1 protein-coding gene is annotated in these 1,082 nt (G+C 64.5%); it reads right to left on the bottom strand.

Going from position 1 to position 1,082, the window contains the following annotated elements:
- Window positions 1-1,082, bottom strand: a 1,082-nt coding sequence (dnaK, locus tag ABZ899_RS36525) for a molecular chaperone DnaK (protein ID WP_361355239.1), incomplete at both ends; no start/stop codon positions are given.

Here is a 1,082-nt window from a genome sequence, read left to right as displayed (position 1 = left end):
TTGGAACTCTCACTGATCGTGATGCCCTGCTCCTTACCGGTGTCCTGATCGCGCGCACTGACATTGAGGATGCCGTTGGCGTCCACATCGAAAGTGACCTCGACCTGCGGTTCACCCCGCGGCGCCGGCCGGATGTCGGTGAGCTGGAACCGGCCCAGAACCCGGTTGTCGGCGGCCCGCTCACGCTCGCCCTGAAGAACGACGATGTCCACGGCCGGCTGATTGTCCTCAGCCGTGGAGAAGGTCTCACCCCGACGCACCGGAATCGTGGTGTTCCGATCCACGATCTTCGTCATCACACCGCCACGCGTCTCCACACCCAGCGACAAGGGCGTGACATCGAGCAGCAGGACATCCTTGACCTCGCCCTTGAGCACCCCGGCCTGGATCGCCGCGCCCAGCGCCACGACCTCATCGGGATTCACACTCATGTTGGGTTCCTTGCCACCGGTCAGCCGGCGCACCAGCGCCTGGACCGCCGGAATCCGGGTGGAACCCCCGACGAGGATCACCTCGTCGATGTCGCTCTCGCCGACCTTCGCATCCCCCATCGCCTGCTGCACCGGACCCAGACAGCGCTCCACCAGATCACTGGTGATCTGCTCGAACGTGGACCGCATGACCGAATCGGTCAAATGCTTCGGCCCCGACGCGTCAGCCGTGATGAACGGCAGACTCACCTGCGTCTGCGTCACCGAACTCAACTCGGTCTTGGCCTTCTCCGCCGCCTCGAACAACCGCTGCAGAGCCTGCGGGTCCTTACGCAGATCGATACCGTTCTCCTTCTGGAAATCGTCCGCCAGATAGTCGACCAGACGCCGGTCGAAGTCGTCACCGCCCAGATGACTGTCACCCGCCGTCGAGCGCACCTCCACCACACCGTCACCGACATCGAGGATGCTCACATCGAAGGTGCCGCCCCCCAGGTCGAAGACCAGCACCGTCTCGTGCTCCTTCTTGTCCATGCCATACGCGAGGGCCGCCGCGGTCGGCTCGTTGATGATCCGCAGCACCTCCAGCCCCGCGATCCGCCCCGCATCCTTCGTCGCCGTGCGCTGAGCGTCGTTGAAATACGCGGGCAC

The sequence above is a fragment of the Streptomyces sp. NPDC046859 genome (assembly GCF_040645135.1).
Lineage (GTDB): Bacteria > Actinomycetota > Actinomycetes > Streptomycetales > Streptomycetaceae > Streptomyces.
Note: the sequence above shows the minus strand (reverse complement) of the source record. Positions and strands in the feature narration are given on the sequence as shown.